Source organism: Sphingobium sp. 3R8, from assembly GCF_020166615.1.
GTDB lineage: Bacteria > Pseudomonadota > Alphaproteobacteria > Sphingomonadales > Sphingomonadaceae > Sphingobium > Sphingobium bisphenolicum.
The window spans coordinates 60,728-74,664 of record NZ_JAIQXR010000014.1 but is presented as its reverse complement, the minus strand read 5'-3'; the positions used below and the strand labels follow the sequence as shown (position 1 = coordinate 74,664).

The 13,937-nt window shown below is 66.3% G+C and carries 13 protein-coding genes and 1 pseudogene; 7 read left to right on the top strand and 7 right to left on the bottom strand.

The features are described from left to right. Positions 1 to 4: 4 nt before the first annotated feature. Positions 5 to 2,302: a putative bifunctional diguanylate cyclase/phosphodiesterase gene (locus K9B33_RS14310; RefSeq protein WP_263499591.1), complete on the bottom strand. Its 2,298-nt coding sequence runs from the start codon at positions 2,300 to 2,302 to the stop codon at positions 5 to 7. Positions 2,303 to 2,437: 135 nt separating this feature from the next. Beyond that, positions 2,438 to 4,198 carry a fatty acyl-AMP ligase gene (locus K9B33_RS14305; RefSeq protein ID WP_224549695.1) on the bottom strand — a complete coding sequence of 587 codons (1,761 nt, stop codon included), beginning with the start codon at positions 4,196 to 4,198 and terminating at the stop codon, positions 2,438 to 2,440. A 148-nt stretch (positions 4,199 to 4,346) separates the two neighbouring features. Here K9B33_RS14305 and K9B33_RS14300 point away from each other — a divergent pair, with 148 nt between their 5' ends. Next, positions 4,347 to 4,874 carry a regulatory protein RecX gene (locus K9B33_RS14300; protein ID WP_224549763.1) on the top strand — a complete coding sequence of 176 codons (528 nt, stop codon included), beginning with the start codon at positions 4,347 to 4,349 and terminating at the stop codon, positions 4,872 to 4,874. Between the two features lie 169 nt (positions 4,875 to 5,043). On the opposite strand, the gene K9B33_RS14295 is transcribed toward K9B33_RS14300, so the two are convergent. Continuing rightward, complete coding sequence (locus K9B33_RS14295; protein WP_224549762.1) at positions 5,044 to 5,346, bottom strand: LysR family transcriptional regulator; 303 nt, start codon at positions 5,344 to 5,346, stop codon at positions 5,044 to 5,046. A 290-nt stretch (positions 5,347 to 5,636) separates the two neighbouring features. Here K9B33_RS14295 and K9B33_RS14290 point away from each other — a divergent pair, with 290 nt between their 5' ends. From K9B33_RS14290 to K9B33_RS23170, 4 genes and pseudogenes are all read left to right on the top strand, one after another. After that, positions 5,637 to 5,996 (top strand): hypothetical protein, encoded by a 360-nt coding sequence (locus K9B33_RS14290; protein WP_224549694.1) that lies wholly within the window; start codon positions 5,637 to 5,639, stop codon positions 5,994 to 5,996. A 145-nt stretch (positions 5,997 to 6,141) separates the two neighbouring features. Beyond that, a complete protein-coding gene (locus tag K9B33_RS14285) occupies positions 6,142 to 6,669 on the top strand; it encodes a DUF192 domain-containing protein (RefSeq protein WP_224549693.1) in 528 nt (175 codons plus the stop codon). Between the two features lie 50 nt (positions 6,670 to 6,719). Continuing rightward, positions 6,720 to 7,118, top strand: a complete 399-nt coding sequence (locus tag K9B33_RS14280) for an NADH:ubiquinone oxidoreductase subunit NDUFA12 (RefSeq protein ID WP_224549692.1) — start codon at positions 6,720 to 6,722, stop codon at positions 7,116 to 7,118. Further along, a pseudogene (locus K9B33_RS23170) lies at positions 7,115 to 7,537 on the top strand (DUF2155 domain-containing protein); the annotation flags it as partial. The gene K9B33_RS14280 and the pseudogene K9B33_RS23170, both read left to right, overlap by 4 nt. Before the next feature lie 35 nt (positions 7,538 to 7,572). Here K9B33_RS23170 and aat read toward each other — a convergent pair. After that, the gene (aat, locus tag K9B33_RS14270) at positions 7,573 to 8,322 is read right to left on the bottom strand and encodes a leucyl/phenylalanyl-tRNA--protein transferase (RefSeq protein ID WP_224549691.1); all 750 of its coding nucleotides are present in this window, start codon (positions 8,320 to 8,322) and stop codon (positions 7,573 to 7,575) included. 107 nt (positions 8,323 to 8,429) lie between these two features. On the opposite strand from aat, the gene K9B33_RS14265 reads away from it, so the two are divergent. Next, positions 8,430 to 9,701, top strand: a complete 1,272-nt coding sequence (locus tag K9B33_RS14265; RefSeq protein ID WP_224549690.1) for a dipeptidase — start codon at positions 8,430 to 8,432, stop codon at positions 9,699 to 9,701. Between the two features lie 49 nt (positions 9,702 to 9,750). On the opposite strand, the gene K9B33_RS14260 is transcribed toward K9B33_RS14265, so the two are convergent. Both K9B33_RS14260 and K9B33_RS14255 read right to left on the bottom strand, forming a co-directional pair. Then, positions 9,751 to 10,785, bottom strand: coding sequence for an LD-carboxypeptidase (locus K9B33_RS14260; RefSeq protein ID WP_224549760.1), 1,035 nt, complete (start codon positions 10,783 to 10,785; stop codon positions 9,751 to 9,753). Positions 10,786 to 10,787: 2 nt separating this feature from the next. Beyond that, entirely contained in the window at positions 10,788 to 11,231 is a 444-nt protein-coding gene (locus K9B33_RS14255) for a cupin domain-containing protein (RefSeq protein ID WP_224549689.1), read from the bottom strand. Between the two features lie 82 nt (positions 11,232 to 11,313). On the opposite strand from K9B33_RS14255, the gene dapE reads away from it, so the two are divergent. Continuing rightward, entirely contained in the window at positions 11,314 to 12,453 is a 1,140-nt protein-coding gene (dapE, locus tag K9B33_RS14250; RefSeq protein ID WP_224549688.1) for a succinyl-diaminopimelate desuccinylase, read from the top strand. 48 nt (positions 12,454 to 12,501) lie between these two features. Here dapE and K9B33_RS14245 read toward each other — a convergent pair whose 3' ends face one another. Continuing rightward, complete coding sequence (locus tag K9B33_RS14245) at positions 12,502 to 13,905, bottom strand: OprO/OprP family phosphate-selective porin (protein ID WP_224549687.1); 1,404 nt, start codon at positions 13,903 to 13,905, stop codon at positions 12,502 to 12,504. Positions 13,906 to 13,937: the final 32 nt, after the last annotated feature.

Here is a 13,937-nt window from a genome sequence, read left to right as displayed (position 1 = left end):
GGCGTCAGCCGATGGCGGCCCGCTGGGGTTTCGGAAACAGGCGCGCCGCGTCCTGGGGCAGCATCGGCCGACCGAAATAATAGCCCTGCACCTTCTTGCAGCCCAGCCGCCGGACCATCTGCAATTCGGCCTCGGTCTCCACGCCCTCGGCCGTGGTGCTCATGCCCAGGCTTTCGGCCAGCGTCACCACGGCCCGGATGATGGCCAGGCTTTCGGCGGTATTCTTGGACGCGCCAACGACGAAGCTGCGATCGATCTTGATCGTGTTGAACCGGGTACGGCTGAGATAGCCCAATGAGGAATAGCCGGTGCCGAAATCGTCGAGCGAGAGCTGGATACCCAGGCTGAGCAACTGGTCCAGCACCTTGAGCGCGCCCGCATCCTCGTTCATGAACACGCTTTCGGTGACCTCCAGCTCCAGCCGGCGCGCGTCGAGCCCGCTCTGCGCCAGCGCGGTCACGACCGCGGCGACGAAGCTGGGATGGGTCAGCTGCTCGGCCGAGACATTGACGGCGATCCGGATATCGTCCGGCCAGGTCACCGCCTCCATACAGGCGGTGCGCAACACCCATTCGCCGATCGGCGCGATCAGCCGCGCTTCCTCCGCCACCGGTACGAACTTGACCGGCGATATGACGCCCAGTTGTGGATGGGTCCAGCGCACCAGCGCCTCGAACCCCAGCACCACGCCCTGGTCGGCATCGACTACGGGCTGATAGAGAACGTGCAACTGATCCTTTTCCAGCGCCTCGCGCAACGCCAGTTCCAGCTGCCGCCGCTCCTCCGCCTGCGCGTGGAGTCGCGGCTCATAGGCGCAATGCACACCGCCGCCCTCATCCTTGGCGCGATAGAGGGCGAGGTCGGCGCTGCGGATCAAGGCTTCGGACGCGCGGCCATCCATCGGCGACAAAGCCGATCCGACCGATGCGCCGACATAGAGCATATGCTGGTCGATCTGGTAGGGGGCGGAAAGCGCCCCGATGATCGCCGACGACAGGCGGGGGATGGCCGCGCTATCGGCGACATCCGGCATGATGACGGCGAATTCGTCGCCGCCGATCCGGCCGCAGAATATGTCGGTCGCGCAGACCTGGCGCAGCCGCCGCGCCACTTGGCTCAACAGCTTGTCGCCGATCTGATGGCCCAGCGTGTCGTTGATAGACTTGAAGCGGTCGAGATCGATCATCAGGAAACCGCAGCCGGGCGAGCGGCCTTTCGCCGCGTCCATCGACTGGTCCAGCACCTCGCGCAGATGGCTGCGGTTGGGCAGGCCGGTGAGCGGATCGAAACGGGCGAGCTGCGCGATCTTGTCGGCCGATTCGCGCTGCGCCGTCACGTCCGACCCGACCCCGCGGAACCCTTGGAAAATGCCGTTTTCATCGTGGCGAGGCGAAGCCGACAGCTCCCACCAGCGCCATTGGCCCTTGACCTCGACCGGCAGGAGCAGATTGCTGAAACTCTCGCGCCGCTTCAAATAGTCGGCCAGGCTGTGCAGGCCGGCTGCGAACCGGCCGTCGTCCCAACCGCTGCCCGCCAGCATTTGCACCAGCGGCGCTCCCTCCAGCTCCGCCGGCTGCATCCCCATCGTTTCGGCGAAACGGCCGGACACGCCACTGATCCGCCGCAGCGCGTCGGTCTGCCACAGCCAGTCCGATCCCCCTCCCTCGAACTCCCGCAGCAGCAGGCTGACGACTTCGCTCTTTTCGGCCAGTTGCGCGGTCGTGCTGTGCTGCCGCGCAAAGGTGCGGGCATAGATGAAACAGCCAGCCAGCAGCGACAGGGCGTAGCTGGTCGCCAGCGCCCGCAACGGCATCTGGCCGCCTTGGTCGAACATGGCGAAAAGACCCAGGATACAGGGTAGCAAATAGGCCGTGGCGGACAGCGGGGTCGCCGCATAGCTGATCGCGCCGCAGACCATGATGCAGCTGATGAGGGTCCAGAGCGCCACCAGTTCAGCAGTCTGGCCGGATCGCGACACCAGCACCATGCAGGCAGCCCAGACCAGCCCCTGCAACAATCCTCCCAGCCCATGCCGCCGCAGATCGGATGGCGACAGGCCGATATTCTTCGCGCGCCCCCGTTGCCGGTCGAGCAGCAGGGCGATGGTCGTCGCGGCGATCAGCGCCGCGCTCCACCCGCCCAGCAGAACCGGCGAGCAGCAATGAGAAAAGACCTCCCACAGAAACAGCAGGCCGCAGATATTCATGCCATGACGCAGGATGGCCACGCTGTCGGCGGATCGCAGCTGGGCCTCCAGCACGCGCAGGCCCGCTTCGTCCTTCACGGGCGAAAGGCCCGCCATGGCGCGCAGCGACGCGCGCGCCTGGCGGTCCGGTTCTACGGCTTGGTCCTGCTTGCTACCCACATGACCGGGTTAGCAGTCATGGGTTATCAATCGGTAACCTTGGCCGAGAGGATATCGCGATCGAGCCGAGTGTCAGGCGGCGATATCATAGGGCCGGATTTCGCCGGTCAGATAGAGGTTGCGCGCCTTCGACCGGCTGAGTTTGCCCGAACTGGTGCGCGGCAGGGTGCGTGGCGGCACCAGTTCCACGACGCAGTTCATGCCGGTGATGGCGCGGACCCGCTCGCGGATCTGGTCGCGCAGGCGCGACCGTTCTTCATTGTCCGACGTGCGGCAATGGACCAGCACCGCGGGCGCTTCCTCGCCGCCCGGCGTGGTGATGGCGAAGGCGGCGATGTCGCCCTGCTTGAAGCCGGGCAGTTGCTCGACCGCCCATTCGATATCCTGCGGCCAGTGATTCTTGCCGTTGATGATGATCATGTCCTTGGCGCGGCCGACGATGTAGAGATAGCCGTCGCTCAGATAGCCCATGTCGCCGGTGTCGAGCCAGCCATCCGCCATGCACGCCTTGGTCGCGGCTTCGTCGCGGAAATAGCCGACCATCAGGCTGGGGCCGGTGGTCCAGACCTTGCCGATCTGGCGCTCGCGCAGCAGGCCGCCATCCTCGTCGCGGATTTCCACGATCATGTCTTTGGCCGGCTTGCCGCAATTGACGATCGAGCGGAAGCGCTGGGGACGCCCCTCTGTCGCGTCGCCGCCCGACAGGTCGGTTTCCTCGACCAGTTCGACGATGATCCCCTCGCCCGGCGGCATGATGGTCACGGCCAGCGTCGCTTCGGCGAGGCCATAGCTGGGCAGGAAGGCCTTGGGGCTGAACCCCGCATCGGCGAAGGCATCGACGAAGCTCTGCATCACGTCGGGGCGAATCATGTCCGCGCCATTCCCGGCAAGCCGCCAGCGGGACAGGTCGAACCGGTCCTCCGCCTTGGTCTGGCTGGAGATGCGGCGGGCGCAAATGTCATAGCCGAAGGTCGGCGAATAGCTGATCGAGGTGCCTTCATTGCGGCTGATGAGGTCGAGCCAGGCCAGCGGACGGCGGGCGAAATCCTCGGTCTTCATATAGTCGGTCGACACCTGGTTGGCGACGACCGACAGGAAGCAGCCGACCAGGCCCATGTCATGATACCAGGGCAGCCAACTGATGCAGCGATCGCTGTCCTGCACCTGCATCCCGTGGCTGTGCGCCGACAGGTTGGACAGGAGCGCATGATGCGTCACCGCGACGCCATGGGGGAAGCGGGTCGAGCCGCTGCTATATTGAAGATAGGCGATCTCGTCGGTGCGCGCCTGCGGCAGGTCGACGGGCGACGCGTCGCGGGCGATGAAATCCTCGAAGGCGATGCTTTCGACCGATTTCTGCCGGCCGGATTCGCCGGCCATCTCTTCCAGTTCCTTGGGGAAGAGGAACAGCATCGGGTCGCAGCTGGAAAGCTGGACGTTGAGCTGGTCGATATAGCTTTCCTTGCCGCCGAAGCTGGTCGGCAGCGGCAGCGGCACCGGCCAGGCGCCGGCATAGACGATGCCGAAGAAGAGCAGGGCGAAATCGGCGCCGGTTTCGGCGACCAGGGCGACGCGGTCCTGCGGCTTCACGCCATGGGCGATCAGGCGGTGGGCGCAGGCAAGCGCGTCGGCGCGCAATTCGCTGAACGGATAGGGCCGCGCAAGATTGCCCCGCGCATCGTGGAAATTGAGGCCGCGTTTGCCCTGCGCCGCATAGTCCAGCGCTTCGCCCAGCGTCCCGAAATCGGAGAAGCGGCGCGGCAGATCATCGGTGGTCGGCGTCGGTGCCATCATCTCTTGCGAACCCGTCATATTGGTTTCACCCAATGTCATAAAAATCGTGAAGGCGCGGCCGCTATCATCTTTGACTGCGACATGCACCGGATATTGCATTCCAGCACGCACTCATAGCCGACAAGGCGCGGTGAAATTCCGGCCCGACTGTGGCATAAAGATGGCGCATGTCGCATGTTGCATCATGATGACCGGCAAACGCCTCCCTCCACCGCTCGACGAAAGCGCGTTGCGCGACATGGCGCTGCGCCATGTCGCCCGCTTCGCCACCAGCCGGGGCAAGCTGCTCGCCTATCTCAAGCGCAAGATCAAGGAGCGCGGCTGGGGCGGCGAACAGCCCGCTGACCCGGAAGGGCTGGCCGACCGCTTCGGGGAACTGGGCTATATCGACGATGCCGGCTATGCCGTGATGAAGAGCGGGGCGCTGGCTCGGCGCGGCTATGGCGCGCGGCGCATCGGCGAGGAACTGCGCGCGGCGGGGATCGGCGAGGAGGATCGCGAACAGGCCGATGCGCAGATCGCGTCCGAAGCCTGGGCGGCGGCGGACCGCTTCGCCCGGCGCAAGCGGGTCGGCCCTTATGCGACCGGGCCGCTTGACCCCAAGCAGCGGGAGAAGGCGATCGCGGCTTTCCTGCGCGCGGGTCATGATTATGCCGTCGCACGGCGCTGGGTCGATGCCCCGCCAGGGGAGCCGATGGCGGCGGAAGAGGAATAGATCGGGGTCACAACCGGGTCATGGGCGCGAAGTTCACACCGTTGATGGCATGATTTCGCGCGCGAAAGACAGGACGAAGCGTCGGTCAAGCGCCGGTGAGGCCATAGCGACGCGCCCCTTGGGTCATAGTCGCGTCCCTATTGGGTCAGGATCGCGCGCCGCCCGCGCATCAGCCACGCGGCTGTCGGGTCACGGGTCGGGTGGGATCAGCGCCGAAGGGATCCGCCAGGCTTTGCGCATGGAGCGCCAGGGCATTGGCCCAGGTCTGGTCGAACGGCGTACCGGCCAGGCGGCGGCGCAGGCGATGCGCGCTGGCGGGCGACATGCCGACGGCGCGGGCCGCCTGCGTCACATTGCCGGTGGCGAGCAGGCTGGTGAGGAAGCGGCGCTGCCTGTCGGGCGTCCAGCGGACGGGGTCGGTCGCGATGGGCGCGCAGGGCGCGGGCGGATTGGCGGTGGGGTGCGGTTCCATCGACAAGGATAAATCAGATGAAATCCTACATTGGAAGAGGGATTTTGGGTTGGAAGGTCGCCGCAGTTTTCATGCCCTCTCAACAGCGCGAAAACGACCGGAGGCCTCTTTCCGCTTAATCTCCGCGTTCTCCGCACGATTAGATTTTTATCGCGCGGAGAACGCGGAGACGTGACGATATCGGCTTATCTTTGAATGGCAAAAAGGGGTGGGAAGCGGACTGTCAGGTTAAGGACGATGGTGCTGGATTGAAGACGTTCAATTAGGTAACCCCTCCCTGTGGGGGAAGCGTGACAGATTTGACGACAGAGACCATCGCAATTCGTGCTGGCGTCCTTTGGATAGTTGGTTTGCTTGGAAGTGGGTTGATCGGCGGCTATCTGGCAAGCCTACCGGGCAGACCACGGACAGGTTGGGTTGTTCCGATCTTGGCGGTGCGGATACCGTTGCTTCTCGGCCCAACGGGTATTAGCCTGATTGTAGGCCGCTTAACCGGCGACTTCAGCAAAACGGCCACTTATGTCGCAGTTGGCCTTTCCATCATCGCATCATTTTGGCTATCGATGATTGCAGCACAAGCTGTCCAGAACATCTTCTGTCGTCTGTTTGGGACTAAAACTCAACCGATCCGTTGGTTGTCGGGGCGATAATGACAAGCGAACTCGGCGTCAAAAGCGACGGCCAAATCGGTAAACAGAAGCGACCTCTTTTGGTCGCTTGCAGCTACTCCCCTCCCCCAGCACATTGACGGTTAATACCCTCCCCAACGGCCGCGAATCGCATTAGGCAGGGGGCATGATCCGCCTCCCCGCCCTTCTCGTCCTCGGCCTGCTGGCCGCCTGCTCCAGCCCCAAGCCCGCTGCCGACAATAGCGCGCAGGCGCAGGCCGTCACCGCCGCGCTGCCGGTCGTCATCTCGACCGCCAAGGGCGGGCATCGGTTCGACGTCGAGGTCGCCGCCACGCCGCAGGAGCAGGAAAAGGGGCTGATGTTCCGCAAGGAACTCGCCGCTGACGGAGGGATGCTGTTCCCGATGGACCCGCCGCGCACCGCGAGCTTCTGGATGAAGGATACGCTGATCCCGCTCGACATGCTGTTCATCCATACCGACGGGACGATCGCTTTCCTGAAGAGCAACGCCGAACCGTATTCGCGCATCCCGGTGTCCGCCGGCATTCCCGTCGCCGCCGTGCTGGAACTGCGCGGCGGGCGCGCGGCGGAGCTGGGCATCGCGGAAGGCGACCGCGTGAACTGGGGCGGTTGCGCGGTGCCGGGCGGCAAGGTCACGACCGACCGCAATTTCTGTCCGGCCGCGCCCCGATAGCGCCATATCCTCCTTGCCCGCGCCCGTCGCAGCGGCTAAGCGCTTGGCCCATGGGAATCCTCGGCAAGATCTTCACCTGGTGGGATGGCGCGACCATCGGCACCGCTCTCTTCACCTCCCGCAAGGGCAGCAAGGTCGGTGAAGACCATCAGGGCAATGTCTATTATCAGGGCGGCATCGACCCCAATGGCCTGACGCGCCGCTGGGTCATCTATAATGGCGTCAACGACGCGAGCCGCGTGCCCGCCGAATGGCATGGCTGGCTGCATCATTCGATCGAGGGTGCGCCCGAAAGCTTCCTGCCGCCGCCGCGCATCTGGGAACTGGAATCGACCCCCAACGCCACTGGCACCGCCCACGCCTATCGCCCGTCGGGCGCGCTCGAAAAGGGCGGCCAGCGCCAGAAGGCGACCGGCGATTATGAGGCGTGGAGCCCCGACGCGGCATGAGCCGGCGTCCGGCGGGGGGCGTCCCGCCGATCCTGTTGTACGCGCCTCTGCTGTCCTGCGCGCTGGCCCTGGCCGCGTGCGGCAAGAATGACGTGCCTGCGGGCAACCAGACCGGCCCGGTCAAGGTGGAAGGATCGCCGATCCGGTCGGTCGCCGGCACCGCCCTGCCCGGCACCACGCCGATGGCGGAACGCACCGCCGTCGTCGGCCTGCTCAACAAGCGCAACGGCCTGACCCGCGACCTGACGATGAAGCCGGGCGAAGCGCTGCGCGTGGGCGACGCGATCGTGCGGCTACAGGCGTGCGAAACCAGCGCGCCCTGGGAAAATGTGCAAGAAACCGGCGCCTTCATCCAACTGGACGTGCGCAGCAGCGCCGACGGCAAATGGCGGCGCAATTTTTCCGGCTGGCTGTTCCGCGAACGGCCCGACCGCAATGTCGTGCAGCACCCGATCTATGACGTCTGGGTCAGAAGCTGTGCAATGGCCTGGCCCGAAACCGGGCCGGAGACGGTGAAGCTGGGCGCCAAGGGCGAGCCCGTGACGGCATCGCCCGCGAGCGGCGCAAACGCCCGTTCGGCCGCCACGCCCGAACCGCGCGACAATGCGCCCGCCCCGGCCCCCAGCGCCACGCCGCCGGCCGCCGCGCCCAGCAACTGAAGATAGTCGCGCTGGCTGATTTCGACGGCGCCCATCGTGCGCAGATGATCGGTCATGAACTGGCAGTCGAGCAGAGTGAAGCCGCCGACGCGGAGCCGCGCGACCAGCCAGGCCAGCGCCACTTTCGACGCATCGGTCCGGCGCGACACCATGGATTCGCCGAAAAAGGCGCGACCGATCGCGACGCCATAGAGGCCGCCCACCAGTTCGTCGCCCTCCCATATCTCGATCGAATGGGCGAAGCCGGCTTCGTGCAGGTGGCGATAGGCGGCTTCGATCTGATGGTTGATCCAGGTCGAGGGGCGATCTGGCGCGGCCTGCGCGCACAGCGCCAATATCTGCGCAAAGGCGCGGTTCGCGCTGACCCGGAAATGGTCCCTGCGGATCGTCTTGGAGAGCGAATGCGACAGGTGGAAACCGTCGAGCGGCAGAATCGCGCGCCGCTTGGGTTCGACCCAATAGACCTCGTCCGCATCGCGGTCGTCGGCCATGGGAAAGACGCCGATGGAATAGGCCTGCAGCAGGACGAGCGGATCGATCATCATTCTGGCCAAGGAGTAGCAGACGGGGCGGAAGGGGAAAGCCCTCTGGATCGATTATGGCATCCGGCGGGAGATTGACTTGCGACGGCGCGGCCCTAGCTTGCCGCCCCATGAAAAGCCTGTCCCTGGCCCTGCTGCCGCTCCTCCTCGCCGCCCCCGCCGTCCACGCCGCCGCCGATCCCTATGCGGATCGGGTCGCCAAGGTGCTGAAGGCCACCCCCCTGATCGACGGCCATAACGACTGGCCCGAAGCGCTGGCCGACAAGGCCAAGGAAGGACGCTGGACGATGGCGCTCGACCGGCTGGACCCGGCGACCTTCCATACCGATATCGAACGGCTGCGCGCGGGCGGCGTGGGCGGGCAATTCTGGTCGGTCTGGGTGTCGGCCGACCTGCCCGAACTGCAGCAGGTCAAGGACACGCTGGAGCAGATCGACCTGGCCCATAGTTTTGCGCGCCGTTACCCCAGCGACTTCGCCTTCGTCACCACGGCGGCGGAGCTACGCGCCGCGCACAAGGCGGGGCGGGTCGCATCGCTGCTGGGCGTGGAGGGCGGCGGCCAGATCGACGGCAGCCTGGCCGTGCTGCGCAGCTATCGCCAGCTTGGCGCATCCTATCTGACGCTGACCCACGCCCGCACGATCGCCTGGGCCGACAGCGCGACCGACAATCCGCAGCATGACGGGCTCACCCCGTTCGGCGAGGCGGTGGTGCATGAGCTGAACCGGCTGGGGATGCTGGTGGATCTGAGCCATGTCAGCGAGGGCACGATGCTGGACGCGCTGCGGGTCAGCAAGGCGCCGGTGATCTTCTCCCACTCCAGCGCGCGGGCGATCTGCAACACGCCGCGCAACGTGTCGGATGCGGTGCTGACGCAGGTGGCCGCCAATGGCGGCGTGGTGATGGTCAATTATGCGCCGCAATATGTGTCGGAAGCGCGCCGTATCTGGAGCGCGGCCCGCAGTGCGGAAGTCGCACGCTATAATGCACCGCCCTTTGGCGGCCTCTATATCGGCGATCCCGAAGGCGCGAAGACGGCGCTGGCGGCATGGGAGAAGGCCAATCCCGAGCCGGTGGTGACATTGGCGCAGGTCGCCGACCATATCGACCATATCGCCAAAGTGGCCGGCGTCGACCATGTCGGCATCGGCAGCGATTTCGACGGCGTTGGCGCGCTGCCGCAGGGACTGGGCGGGGTGCAGACCTATCCGGCGTTGCTGGCCGAACTGATGCGCCGGGGCTGGAGCGACAAGGATATCGCCAAGCTGGCGGGCGAAAATGTGCTGCGCGTGATGGCGGCGGCGGAGAAGGTCGCGGCGGGGATGGCGGGCGAACCGGCGGGGAGCGGGACCGTGGCGGGGCTGGATGGCGTGAAACCATAGGCAGCCCTGGTCCTCTGCGCCAAAGGCCTGGGGAGGATTTTCAGACCGCCTAACTGACCGCCGCCTCCAGCAGCCTGATCGTCCCCGCTTCCGCGTCCATTTCCGCGGCCACACCCAGCGGCAGGCTATATTGGTTGGCGACGTGACCGAACTGGCCGCCCTGAAAGGCGGGGATGCCGAGCGGCTCCAGATGCTGTTGCAGCACCTCCGACAGGGTGAAGCCGCCATAGCTGGCGCCGCCCGGCCCGCAGTCGGTGCATTGGCCGAAGGCCACGCCCGCCAGCTTGCCCAATATCCCCGCCAGCGATAGCTGGGTCAGCATCCGGTCGATGCGATAGGGCTGTTCGCTCACATCCTCGATGAACAGGATCGCGCCGGTGAAATCGGGCAGATAAGCCGTGCCCATCAGCGCCGCCAGCACGGTGAGGTTGCCGCCCAGCAGCCGCCCGCGCGCCACGCCGGGGCGGAAGGTGCGGATGCGCCCCGTGCGCTGCGCCAGCCGATCGTCATGCCCGACCGGGGTGGAAAAGGTCGGCGTCGCCGCGTCGAAGGCGACCGCGCGGAAGGCGTCCCAGCTAAACGCTCCCCAGCTGCTCGCGGCATTGGGGCCGTGGATGGTGGTGAAGCCCGCTTTGGCGGCGAAGGCCAGATGGAGCGCGGTGATGTCCGAAAAGCCGACCAGCAGTTTGGGATTTTTACGGATCGTCGCGAAATCGAGCCGAGGCAGGATGCGCGCGCAGCCCCAGCCGCCGCGCACCGCGAAGACCGCCCGGACCTGCGGGTCGACGAACATCGCGTTGACGTCCGCCGCCCGATCCGCATCGGTCCCGGCCAGATAGCCGTAGCGCCCGGCGAGATGCGGCGCGGCCTTGGGCTTCAGTCCCATGGCGACAATCGTTTCCTTGACCAGATCGAGGTCGAACGCGTCGTCGCTGAACCCCGCCGGCTCGATCAGGCCCACCGTGTCGCCCGCGCGCAGCCGCGGCGGCTTCACCAGGGGAGCAGGCGCGGCGCGCGCCGATATACTCATCGCCGCGAGCATCGCGCCCATTCCGGTCAGCGCGCCGCGCCGGTCCATCCGCATCGTCAATAGCTGCTCCCATCCTTGTGGCGGTAGGCCCCGCCCGACCAGAGAAGATCGATATCGGGATAATGGCAATCCCCCGTCGGCACCCGGCCGAACGCGACGAACACGCAATCGGCCGCGCTTTCATTGACCAGATGATGGCCGTTCGGATCGCCTTTCGGAAAAGCCGCCATGTCGCCGGCCGTCATCGGCGTGCGCTTGCCCTCCTCCACCAGCACGGCCTCTCCCGCCAGCATCAGCACGAACTCGTCCTCATCCTCATGCCAGTGGCGCTGGGACGACGCCGCGCCGGGTTTCAGCACCACATGGCTGACGCCGAAATCGCTGAGGCCGTGGGCGGGGCCGAGCCGTCGCACCCATCGCCCGTCGACGATAGCCGCATGGCCGGCGGGATAGCCGGTGCTGTTCGTCTGCGCGATGCTGTCCAGGTCGATCCGTGGCATGGCCGGTCCTCCTGTGGCCTGTCCTCTTGGGGCTGGCCCCCAAAAGCTGGCCAACCCGCATGGCTTTCGCTAACGCGGCAGGATGAGCATGACCAGCACCAATGACGATGTGGTGGCACTGGCCCGGCGCCTGCTGGCCTGCCCGTCCGTAACCCCCGCCACCGGCGAAGTCTTCGCCGCATTGGAGGCGATGCTGGTCCCGCGCGGCTTTACCGTGGATCGGTTCACCGTGGGCGAAGCGCCCGACGGGCCGGTGGAAAATCTGCTGGCCTGGCGCACCACCGGGGCGGGACCGCATTTCGCCTTTGCCGGACATCTGGACGTGGTGCCGCCGGGCGCGGGCTGGACCAGCGATCCGTTCGCGCCGGAAATTCGCGGCGACCTGCTCTACGGGCGGGGCGCGGTGGACATGAAGGGATCGATCGCCGCCTTCGTCGCGGCGCTGGACGCGCTGCCAGACGACCTGCCCGGCACGATCAGCCTGATCATCACCGGGGACGAGGAAGGGCCGGCCGTCTATGGCACGCTGGCGCTGATGGACCGGATGCAGGCGCGCGACCTGCGCCCGGACCTGTGCCTGGTGGGCGAACCGACATCGTCGGCGCGGCTGGGCGATGTGGTGAAGATCGGCCGGCGCGGGTCGGTCAATATGTGGATCAGGGTCGCCGGGTCGCAGGGGCATGTGGCCTATCCGCATCTGGCCGACAATCCGATCCCGAAACTGGTGCGCATCCTGACGGCGATCGAAGCCGAGGTGCTGGACGAGGGGACCGACTGGTTCCAGCCCAGCAATATCGAGATCACCGACCTGGAGGTCGGCAATGTCGCGCATAATGTGATCCCCGGCGCGGCGACCGCGCGCATCTCCATCCGCTTCAACGACCAGCATAGCGGCGCGTCGCTGATCGAGCGGATCAAGGGGCTGGCGGCGACCGAGGGCGGCACGGTCGAAGCCAAGATCAGCGGCGAATCCTTCCTGACCGCGCCGGGCGCGTTCAGCGATCTGGTCAGCGGCGCGATTCACGACGTGACGGGCGTGGAGACGGAGTTGTCGACCACCGGCGGCACGTCCGACGCGCGCTTCCTGTCGCGGATTTGCCCGGTGGTGGAATTCGGCCTGAACAATGCGACCATGCACAAGCTGGACGAGGCGGTGGCGGTGCAGGATCTGCATGACCTGACGCGCATCTATGCGCTGGTGGTGGCGCGGGCGCTGGGATGAACCCGGGCGCGGCGGGGGAAGATACCTGCCTGTTCCGGTCCGCGGGCGTCAGAAATCCAGTTCCGCGCGCCAGCCGATGACATCCACGCCATAATCGCTCTTGCCACCGGCCAGGATCGCCGCGTCGGTATAATCCAGATGGGCGTAATTGACGTTGAAACGCAGATATTCGACCGGCGTCCACACCAGCGCGGCGATGATCCCGTTCTGCTTGCCGCCGACGATATCCTTGTCGTTGAGGCTCAGATAATCGTAGCGCACCGTCGCCTGCAACGCACCCCAGCCGCCGCTGCCGACCGGGCTGTCGGGCTTCACGATGCCGAAGATGCCGTTCTTGTAGCCGCGCGTTTCGCCGGTCAGGACATAGCCGACCTCGCCATAGCCGCCGAAGAAGGTGGGATCGGCCAGCCCCGGCCGCGAAACCCGCAGCCAGTGGGCCTCGCCCGCCCACCATAGCGGCCCGCGCTCGCCGGCCAGTTCCAGTCCATAATGGCTTTCTCCGTCGGCCGGGATATTGGCCGTCGCCAGGAACCGGCTGTTGGCGCTGTGGAGATAGGCGCGCTGGCGATAACGCTGCGGATTTTCCGCCAGCCGCTGGAAATCGCGCCAATGGCCGGACAGGCCGAAATGCAACTGCGTCTTGCCGAACCTGGGCGCCAGCACGACCCGGCCATCGACGCCATAGCTGTTATTTTCGTCTCCGCCATCGGCCCCGTCGGCATCGTTGGTCAGCGAATCCGCGCTGTCGGAAAAGATACCCGCCTGCGCCAGCACGATGCCCGACCGATATTGCGCCGACAGACCCAGCCGCCGCTCGAAGCCGAACGCGTCGGTGAAGGCGGCCCGCTCCATCACCGATCCGCCGGTATCGCCGATCAGTTCGTCCAGCGACTGGAAGCTGTTGTGATTGCCCAGCGTGACCAGCCATTTGCCCTTTTCATAGGTGATGAAGGTGTCGACCAGATCGACGCTGTTGTCGGACAGCTCCAGCTCCAGCTTGTAGCCGAATCCACCGCCCAACTGCCCCTCGCCGCCCAGACGCAGGCGGCGCAGTTCGTTGGAATAGCCCTTGGCGCGATCGGTGATGCTGTCCGGGGTCATCAGCAGCCCGGCGTCATATTGGATGCGGCCCTTCACATGGAAGCTGGCGGCGCCCTTGCTGAACACCGGCCCGCCCTTCCAGCCGATGACGCTGTCGCTCGCCGGCCTGGCCTGCGCCACCTGCGCAGGCGGGGCGGCCGATGCTGCAACGGGCGCGGACGCCGCCGGCGCGCTGTCCAGCCGCGCCTCCAGCCGATCGACCTGCGCCTTCAGCGCGGCGATCTGGGCGCGCAACGCGTCGGCTTCCGCGGCGCTGATCGCCTGCGCACACAGCGGCGCGGGCGCCATCGCCAGCGCGATGGCGGTGCCGGCGGCCAGTCGGCCCATCACCGGTCGCAATATGGGACGCATCGATTTCCCCTTCCTGTCTCGCCAAGCCCGTA

Bases quoted from the DNA above. Each gene is read 5' to 3' on its own strand.
- K9B33_RS14310 (WP_263499591.1), bottom strand. From the start codon at position 2,302: ATGGCGGGCCTTTCGCCCGTGAAGGACGAAGCGGGCCTGCGCGTGCTG.
- K9B33_RS14305 (WP_224549695.1), bottom strand. From the start codon at position 4,198: ATGACATTGGGTGAAACCAATATGACGGGTTCGCAAGAGATGATGGCA.
- K9B33_RS14300 (WP_224549763.1), top strand. From the start codon at position 4,347: ATGACCGGCAAACGCCTCCCTCCACCGCTCGACGAAAGCGCGTTGCGC.
- K9B33_RS14295 (WP_224549762.1), bottom strand. From the start codon at position 5,346: ATGGAACCGCACCCCACCGCCAATCCGCCCGCGCCCTGCGCGCCCATC.
- K9B33_RS14285 (WP_224549693.1), top strand. From the start codon at position 6,142: ATGATCCGCCTCCCCGCCCTTCTCGTCCTCGGCCTGCTGGCCGCCTGC.
- K9B33_RS14280 (WP_224549692.1), top strand. From the start codon at position 6,720: ATGGGAATCCTCGGCAAGATCTTCACCTGGTGGGATGGCGCGACCATC.
- aat (WP_224549691.1), bottom strand. From the start codon at position 8,322: ATGATGATCGATCCGCTCGTCCTGCTGCAGGCCTATTCCATCGGCGTC.
- K9B33_RS14265 (WP_224549690.1), top strand. From the start codon at position 8,430: ATGAAAAGCCTGTCCCTGGCCCTGCTGCCGCTCCTCCTCGCCGCCCCC.
- K9B33_RS14260 (WP_224549760.1), bottom strand. From the start codon at position 10,785: ATGCGGATGGACCGGCGCGGCGCGCTGACCGGAATGGGCGCGATGCTC.
- K9B33_RS14255 (WP_224549689.1), bottom strand. From the start codon at position 11,231: ATGCCACGGATCGACCTGGACAGCATCGCGCAGACGAACAGCACCGGC.
- dapE (WP_224549688.1), top strand. From the start codon at position 11,314: ATGAGCATGACCAGCACCAATGACGATGTGGTGGCACTGGCCCGGCGC.
- K9B33_RS14245 (WP_224549687.1), bottom strand. From the start codon at position 13,905: ATGCGTCCCATATTGCGACCGGTGATGGGCCGACTGGCCGCCGGCACC.